This is a genomic window from Wolbachia endosymbiont of Madathamugadia hiepei (assembly GCF_013366855.1).
In the GTDB taxonomy this organism is placed as follows: domain Bacteria; phylum Pseudomonadota; class Alphaproteobacteria; order Rickettsiales; family Anaplasmataceae; genus Wolbachia.
In genome coordinates this window covers 1-8,791 of sequence record NZ_WQMP01000032.1, presented here as the reverse complement: position 1 = coordinate 8,791, position 8,791 = coordinate 1, and the positions used below count along the sequence as shown (strand labels likewise).

The following is an 8,791-nucleotide window of genomic DNA, read 5'->3' as shown; positions in this document are numbered from 1 at the left end:
CTACAAAACAGAATAACTCTGCTATATTCTTATGCATTGGGTAACCTCTTATTGTTGCTAAAATACTGGAGTTTACCCTATTTCTCTCTCTGCTCTCTTTCTAATCCATAGTTAGCGTTATTGGCTACTTGGGTGATAAGAAAAGAGGGTGTTGGAATGACAAGAAATGGGCTGCTTGCATGACGCCGTTAGTTGCTGGCTTAAAGGAAAATATCAACTGGGTTTATAATCTATCACTACCGTATTTGCAATTTTATCATGAAAAGCTTGTCTATGCTTATCATCTACTGCACATACTAAAACTAAGATTAGTATAGCTAGGAATAAAATAGGATTGCAAAGCGGTATACAGTAAATTATGAAAAAAGCGATAGTCCTTTTTATTGCTTGTATTAGAGTGATCTGCTCAAGTGTATCTTTGTCTCTCACACGCATGCTAAATAACAAGTGTCCTGGAGTGCCGCCAAACTTTACTAGCATGAATATATGAAATACACATGGTATCATCAAAAATAAAGAAAATACAATCGTGGTGATTACAATTATTGCCCCTATGACCCCTTTTATTGCGTGTGTGAGTGAGAAACCTACCGCCACCAAAACAAACGGTATTACAATAAGTAAAACACAATCAACTATAAGTGCTAAAGCACGTCTTGTCACTGTTGAGTAGTTTACTTTTTTATCCATACATTGCCTATAGAAAAGTGTTAGCTAGGTTTATAATCTATCACTACTGTTTTTGCAATCTTGTCATACACAGTCTGTTTGCGTTGGTCAAATATTGCAAATAAAACTAAAATTAGCACAATTAAAAGACATAAATAAGCATAATCGTAATGTTGCGAATAAAGCAGAAAGCGAAAAATAATCCAGGGGCCTCCCTTAGAAATACATCTTATTGCTGCTTGGATTAGAGTAACATTCTTAAGTGTACTTGCGTCTTTAATATACATGCCACACAATAGTTTTCCTGGAGTACCACCAAGTTTTGTTACCATTAATATTTTAAACACTGTTAGTACTAATGTTGTGGTCGCTATATAAACTACAAATGGTATTTTTGTTGCTAATTGTTCAGCTTCCTGAAAAAAATCTTTATCATATAGTAATATATAAATGAATACGCCACAGATAAGATGAGGGGGAAAACATGAGAAAATCAAGTGCTTCTGCTAAAATGCGTCTTGTAAACCTTGCATCACTTATTTTAGTATCCATATTCCCTCGGTACATAATTACTTAATATATCATGTCAATGATTAAATAATCGTAAACATGCTGATTTGGATAATATTAGCTTATATCTTCATAACGTAAGGTATTAGAGCTGAAATATTTTACAAGGGAAGGTGAAACTGCACGCTCAGTGGCGTCAATTTAAGGAAAAATATCAGCGACTATTGTACAAAATTTCTCCCTAAAACTTTTACCATTAAATTATCCAAAAGCTGCAAGAAACAAGCACTTTTGCTTCTATTTTATTTCAACAAAGAAGTTTAAAAAGAGTCCTTTTTAGGTGAGCCTTATCAAGGCGCGCATGTCAAAGCTAGTTTGATGTGCAAGAGGTCTATTGACAGATGATTAAAATATAATGTAGCCTATCACCATACGTTCAGGTGTGGGTTGTGAGGTTTTTATACCTTTTGCTTTTGTTGTTGTGTTTTTCTCTGTATTACTATGCAGGTCCTATATCTTCGCCATGCCCAAAAGCTACAGTTTGCTTCTCGCCTGAAGAAGACTGTGCTGTGCCGATAATCAGCGAGATAGACCAATCTAAAGAATCCATCTTAGTTCAAGAATATACATTTACTCTTAAAGCGATTGCAAATGCTTTGATTAATGCTAAGGAGCGTGGTGTTGATGTTAAAGTCATTTTGGATAAATCGCAACTTTACTCGAAATATAGTGTTATAAATGAATTGTTTACAAGTGGAATACCAGTTTGGATTGATGATAAGCCAAAAATCGCCCATAATAAGGTAATAATTGTCGATAATCAAAAAGTCATCACAGGGTCATTTAACCTCAGTAAAACAGCCGAAAAAGGAAATGCTGAGAATCTATTAATTATTAAAGAATACCCTGAATTAGTTCAGCAGTATGTAAAAAACTGGGAAACACGGAAGTCACAATCCTATCAATACGCTCCCTAGGCACTTGCTGAAAAATAGTGGAAAGAAGTTTTCTAGTTGATTGATGTAATTGCGCATGCTATAATAAGTTAAAGGTTTTAGGAATTAGGCGATGGATTATATAAACGATGCTACTGGTAGTGACACTACCATTCATGGTTTTTTTCACAATAACGGGGCAGGAGACTATAAAGTTCAATGCAGTTACAACGGTGTACCCTATGCAACTAACGAGTGCATACATGACGGAGATAAGTTCTACGCTGACAATTTTATGGACTCGCATTATGGTAGGGAAATAAAAATGTACCCCCAAAGTGAACTTTTAGCTAAAGAATATGCTGGGAATATGTTACCTGTTTCAGTATCACTGGATAAGGATTTAATAAAAATAAAAGACTGTCAGAAAAAAGCTGAATTTGCAGAACTAGAAGGGAAATCAGATGATCTAGTGTATGATAAGCAAGAGCATATAAAGTGCCACACAACGGAGTTATCATATGGTGATGTTTTTGCTTGTGATAATAAAACTTCAACACTTAACATTAGACATGATGCGCCAAGTGATCCGCAATGCAGTTTAAATATAGCATTCACAAAGGTTAATGATAATAAACCAGGGTTTTGGCAAAACTTAAAAACATGTTTTAGCTAAAGTAGCATTTTTCTCAATGGAAAGATTTTGTATATGTTTGCTTTATTTGTCTTGAACTATTGATAAGTCTGTTACAATAAAGTATAACTCTATTAGCTAAATATTACTTGAGACATGGAGATTTTTTGGACAACTTTGGAAAAGACATTAGGTAAAGTTTTTCCGGCTAAAATAGTGAGCTCTTTTTTAGGAATAGGGTACTTACCAGGTTGGCAGAACTATTGGTCTTCTTTTCTTATATTATTTGTTACCGATATCATATTGGTTCTCGTATACGGAGGAGATTTTATACTATACAAAATGCCAAGTTCGGGCGTAGTTGTGGCTGCTATTTTTGTGAAATTGGCAATAGTTATGTTAGTACTACAGTTAGTTGGAGTATCCATTTTTCATACTCAAGACCCTTCAGCAAACAGTGGTGAGAATATAGTAATACAAATAGCATCAGGGCAGGTGCTGACTGTTGCGCTTTCAATGCCAGCAATAATGTCAATTTATCATGCTGTAAGTAAACTCTATGGAAGCATATGTAAGCAGATACTTCAATGTCCGTTTTGGTTTAATGATTTCATGCATTTGTTCTTTTTCTTTATTATACCTTATGCATTTTTTAATATTGTGGAAGTGATAAAACCTTGGCCAATAAGTTCGATACAGCTCAGTTATAACAATGCAATATCAATTGCATTTGAGGGAATTTTTCATACGTTTTATGTAGTAATTTTGCTGTATTTGACTGCATTTATATTCTGCGATTTAACTATGCATAACGCAATTGTTCTAAACAAGAGCATAATTCAATATGTGAAAGAAAATTCAGTAGTCTTGAGTGACTACTTGCATAACACAATAAAAAAATAAATATTGAATAGTACCTATTTGCTTATATATTCAGTATAAAAAGTGTGCAGTTTACGTGAACCTACAAAGTATAATAAAGAGATTGCAAGATTTTTGGGCTGGTGAAGGATGTACCATACTCCATCCGTACACATCCGAAGTTGGAGCTGGAACGTTGCATCCTGCAACAATCATGTCAGCAATTGACACAAAACCAACAAAGATTGCGTATCTACAACCTGTAATTAGGCCAGCAGATGGACGTTATGGTGATAACCCTAATCGCTTATATCAACACCATCAATACCAAGTTATAATCAAACCTTCCGGTAATAATTTGCAGGATGTTTACTTAAGTAGCTTAAAGGCTCTTGGCATATCCACAAAGAAGTATGATATTAAATTTATTGAAGATGATTGGGAAAATCCAAGTGTTGGTGCATCAGGGCTTGGGTGGGAAGTTACATGCAACGGGATGGAAGTAACACAACTTACTTATATACAGCAAGTAGGAGGTATTGACTGCAAAATAATTCCTGGTGAGGTGGCGTATGGGTTGGAGCGCTTAGCAATGTGCATACAGGGTGTGGATAATGTTTACAATATAATTTGGAACGACAGCGGCGTAACTTATGGAGACATTTTTAAGCAAAGAGAGTATGAATTTTCTCACCTGGCGCTTGATTATTATGATACTAAAGTGGTACAGCAGCAGTTTGAGGACACAGAAAAACTATGTAAATTTCTTATTGGAAAAGAATTACCAGTAGCAGCTTATGACCAATGCGTTAAAACTAGCCACCTACTTAATCTGCTTGATGCAAGAGGTGTGCTTGGTGTGAATGAGCGCACAGTGTATATTGGTAGAGTTAGAGAGCTGACAAAAAAATGTTGTGAGTTATATATGAGTAAGTAACATATGTCGTCACAATTATTATTTGAATGCCTTTCAGAAGAAATACCACCGAGAATGCAAAATTCAGCTACAGCTCAAGTTAAGAATTATGTTGCTAATGCTTTCAACAAAAACAATCTGAAATTTGCATCCATAGAAGTTTTTATAACGGCACGCCGCATTACTCTTTTTGTTGATAATATAAGCATTTCGGGACTCAAGGGTTCCAATGATGAAGTTAAAGGACCAAATGTTAACGCACCAAAGAGTGCTGTTGAAGGTTTTTTGAGGAAAAATGGAAAAAGTGAGACAGGTTTATTCGTTCGTAAGGTAGGTAATGGAGACTTTTTCTTCATCAAAAAGGATGTTTGCTCATTTAATGTCCAAGAGTTTCTCAAAAATCTGCTAGAGGAGATGTTGAAAAATTTCTCTTGGCCAAAAAGCATGAGGTGGAGTGAAGAAAAAGAGAGATGGGTTAGACCAATTAAAAACATTCTATGCATTTTAAATGATGAGATAATACCTGTATCTTTTGCAGGAGTCACAGTGCGCAATGTAACGTATGGACATAGATTTCTCTCAAATGGTACGACGCTCACTGCTGAAACACCTAAAGACTACTTTGCATTGCTAGAAAAAAACAATGTCATTCTCCAGCCAGATAAAAGAAAACAATTCATACTGGATCAGATCGATAAATTTACAAAAGAGCAGAGTTTACAACTCGAAGAAAATGATTATTTATTGAATGAATTAACGGGACTTATAGAATGGCCGATTGTGCTGTTTTGCAAAGTAGATCAAGAAAAGTCATCTGGACTACCGAAGGAAGTAGTTCTTAGCATAATTAATACGCAGCAAAAATACCTTGCTTTAAGTAATGGGCAAAGAATTTCGCACTTTGTCACTGTTGTCAACGTTAACAATGATGAAGTTGTCAAGGGACACGAAAAAATATTGGAAGCACGTCTTGCTGATGCCCAGTTTTTGATATCTCAGGATAAAAAGGAAAATCTGGATTATTATGTCAAGAAATTAGGTTCGATATTGTTTCATGCTTCTCTTGGTAGTGTTGGAGAAAAAGTAAAGCGAATTATAGCTCTATCGAAATACATAGCCATATATGTTCCGCGTGCTTCACTAATTAAAGTTGAGCGTGCCGCATATTTAGCAAAGGCAGATCTTGCAACGTCGATAGTAAAAGAGTTTCCAGAGTTGCAAGGAACAATGGGTGGTTATTATGCTTCTTACTTTCGAGAGGATGAAGAAATAGTGGAAGCTATAACTGAGCATTATAAGCCGATCGGATCAGAGCAAGAATGCCCTAAATCTCCTGCTGCAATTGCTATGGCCATTGCTGATAAAGTAGATAGTTTAGTTGGTTTGATTGCAGCAGGTGAAAAGATTTCAGGTTCGTATGATCAGTTTGGTTTGCGAAGAATGGCAATTGGTGTAATTAGAACAATACTTGAAAATAACTTACATGTTCCAATCAGGCTATTGGTAGATAAGTCAGTGTCTTTATATCCAAAACTTACATTTACTGAGGATGTAACATCATTTGATCAATCTAATAAGCCAAGTAAGGAAAAAATTTCAGAACTAGTGTTTAAATTCTTCCTGGAAAGATTCAAGGTTATTCTAAAAAATAGAGGTATAAAGCAAGATATTGTAGGTTCAATATTATATAAAACTGATATTAATGATCTGCTAACAGCAGAAAAGCAAACTGTTGTATTAGATCATTATCTCAGTACGCCTGAAGGTGAACAGGTTCTGAACACTTATAAAAGGGTCAGTAACATAGTCAATAAAGCAGAAAAAAATGACAACACTACTTACGGTGCATCTTATAATAAGAAGTTTTTGATTGATAGTGAAGAAATAGCACTATCAAATTGTGCTGTGGCTGTTTGTAAAAGCATTAAACAAGCAATAAAAAATGCTTACTTCAACACAGCACTTGATGAACTTACTGGTTTTGCTCCATTTATCAACCAATTTATGAACAGTGTAAAGATCAACTGCGATTCTGACAAGCTGAGAAAAAATAGGTTGTCTTTGCTTGCAAGTGTTGTTTCCATCTTTCATTTAGTAGCAGATTTTAGCTTCATACAAGTCAAACAATGGGCCATGTCATAAATGTTCAGGCGATAAAAAAACAAATTGAGTTATCTCCACAGTCTTGTGGTGTGTATAAGATGATAGGAGAGAAGGATAAGGTTTTATACGTTGGAAAAGCAAAAAACTTAAAATCGAGGTTATCTAGCTACCTTCGATATGAAAACCTTTCTGAACGAATCAAAGTTATGCTCTCACAAGTTGTTGAGATTAGGACCTTTCTAACTGAAAATGAAGTGGATGCACTGCTTCTTGAAGCGCAGTTAATAAAATCACTGAAGCCACCTTATAATATTTTGCTCAAGGATGGAAAATCTTATCCTTACATAATAATTTCCAAACACGATTACCCAAGAATAGCACGATACAGAGGCAAATTTAAAAAGAATGAGTTTCACTACTATGGTCCCTTTCCATCTGCTGATGCTGTTAAGCAGACTATATTGTCATTGCAAAAAGCTTTCCTTTTGAGAGTATGTTCAGATCGATATTTCTCCTCAACAAAAAGACCATGTCTTGAGTATCAAGTTAAGCGCTGCTCAGCACCGTGCGTAAATAAAATCACGAAAGGTGATTACTGCCAGTCAGTAAAACAAACACGAGATACATTGCTTGGAAGAAATAAGGAAGTGAAAGAACAATTACTTTCCATAATGAGAAAGTGCAGCAGTGAGGAAAATTATGAGCTTGCTGCTGTATATAGAGATCGGATAAAATTTCTTGAGCAAATTCAAATGCAGCGAACGGATTTTTCTTTTGAAAAAGATGCAGACTTTTTCAGCATTGTACGTGAAGAGGATCTGGCATGCATTGGTGTGTTATCGTTCAGAAATAAAGACAATTATGGAAGCACTCCTTACTTTGTCGAGAACTGCAATGATCATCCAGATGATGAAATTTTATCCACCTTTCTGATCAATTTGTATAATTCAGCTAACATACCTCCAGCACAAATTTATGTTCCTGGTTTTGTTACAGGTAATGAAATCGTTGAGCAGGCAATACGTAACGTTACTCAAAAACCAATAAAAGTTTTGCATGCAAAAAATAAAAAAGAACATAGTTTGTTGAAATTCGTTTATGATAATTCTCGTCATAGTTTGGAGCAGAAGCTTACTGATTATAAAAACAGTCTGGAAAAACTTGAAGGGCTGAGTAAAGTTTTCTTGTTACCAAATGTTCCAAAACGTATCGAAGTTTATGATAATAGCCATATATCTGGAAATCAACAAGTTGGCGTGATGATTGTTGCAGGGCAGGAAGGTTTTTTAAAAAGTGAATACAGAAAATTTACTATAAAAGAAGAAATTTCAGGTGATGACTATAAAATGATGAGAGAAGTGCTAACCAGACGTTTCTCTGGCAAGATAAAGGACGTAATTCCTGATTTTCTATTGATTGATGGCGGGCCTGGGCATGTTTCCATAGTAAAAAATGTATTAGAAATATTGAATATAAATGTTCCTTTTGCTTGTATGGCAAAGGGCCCCTATCGCAACGCAGGAAATGAGAGATTTTATATGCCGGGCAGAGAAGAGTTTACTCTAGCAAATGACAGCAAAGTCATGCTTTATTTACAATCGCTGCGTAATGAGGCTCATCGTTTTGCAGTTGCTTCACATAGAAAAAAGCGCGATAAACAGCTTTTCGTTTCACCGTTAAGTAAAATAACTGGCATTGGTAACAAAAGAAAAAATGCATTGATGTCTCATTTTGGTTCAGTGGAAAACATAAGCAAAGCTTCTCTGGCTAAAATTCAAAGTGTAGCTAGGGTTAGTAAAGAATTAGCAAAATCTGTTCTTAAACACTTGAATAACAAAGAATAGATGCAGAGATGTGGTTGAGATACAAGCAAAAAGACTTTAAACTTTAGCCTCAAACCACACTGCACCGCCATCTCATTCTAACAATTTTGCTATTCAACTGCTCCGCTGACTTGCCTTTTGTGTTACTAATCATTTTCTTGACTTTTCTTGGAGCCGTTCATATTTTTCACGAGCTATGAAGATAGCTTTTCTCAACTTCTCCTCAAGGATTTTCTTAGGCTCTGTGAACAAAATTTTAGAGAAGCCATATGAGAGAACCAACGAAGTTTAAAAAACCCATAAAAACCTCAGCAGTCTTGTCAAATCGAGAAAAAACACC

Annotated in this window: 8 protein-coding genes; 6 read left to right on the top strand and 2 right to left on the bottom strand. The window is 35.3% G+C overall.

Annotation, left to right across the window (positions count from 1 at the left end):
• Positions 1-213: 213 nt before the first annotated feature.
• Positions 214-690 (bottom strand): RDD family protein, encoded by a 477-nt coding sequence (locus GO685_RS01990; RefSeq protein ID WP_175937343.1) that lies wholly within the window; start codon positions 688-690, stop codon positions 214-216.
• A 20-nt stretch (positions 691-710) separates the two neighbouring features.
• Entirely contained in the window at positions 711-1,166 is a 456-nt protein-coding gene (locus GO685_RS01985; RefSeq protein ID WP_246226343.1) for an RDD family protein, read from the bottom strand.
• A 462-nt stretch (positions 1,167-1,628) separates the two neighbouring features.
• On the opposite strand from GO685_RS01985, the gene GO685_RS01980 reads away from it, so the two are divergent.
• From GO685_RS01980 to uvrC, 6 genes are all read left to right on the top strand, one after another.
• Positions 1,629-2,156, top strand: coding sequence for a phospholipase D-like domain-containing protein (locus GO685_RS01980; protein WP_175937342.1), 528 nt, complete (start codon positions 1,629-1,631; stop codon positions 2,154-2,156).
• Between the two features lie 91 nt (positions 2,157-2,247).
• Positions 2,248-2,790, top strand: coding sequence for a hypothetical protein (locus GO685_RS01975; RefSeq protein WP_175937341.1), 543 nt, complete (start codon positions 2,248-2,250; stop codon positions 2,788-2,790).
• A gap of 114 nt (positions 2,791-2,904) precedes the next feature.
• Positions 2,905-3,651 (top strand): phosphatidylglycerophosphatase, encoded by a 747-nt coding sequence (locus GO685_RS01970; protein ID WP_175937340.1) that lies wholly within the window; start codon positions 2,905-2,907, stop codon positions 3,649-3,651.
• Between the two features lie 55 nt (positions 3,652-3,706).
• A complete protein-coding gene (locus tag GO685_RS01965) occupies positions 3,707-4,546 on the top strand; it encodes a glycine--tRNA ligase subunit alpha (RefSeq protein ID WP_175937339.1) in 840 nt (279 codons plus the stop codon).
• A gap of 3 nt (positions 4,547-4,549) precedes the next feature.
• Positions 4,550-6,667, top strand: coding sequence for a glycine--tRNA ligase subunit beta (glyS, locus tag GO685_RS01960; protein ID WP_175937338.1), 2,118 nt, complete (start codon positions 4,550-4,552; stop codon positions 6,665-6,667).
• Positions 6,652-8,472, top strand: a complete 1,821-nt coding sequence (gene uvrC, locus GO685_RS01955) for an excinuclease ABC subunit UvrC (protein WP_175937337.1) — start codon at positions 6,652-6,654, stop codon at positions 8,470-8,472. Before glyS ends, uvrC begins: the two co-directional genes overlap by 16 nt.
• The last annotated feature ends 319 nt before the right edge of the window (positions 8,473-8,791 follow it).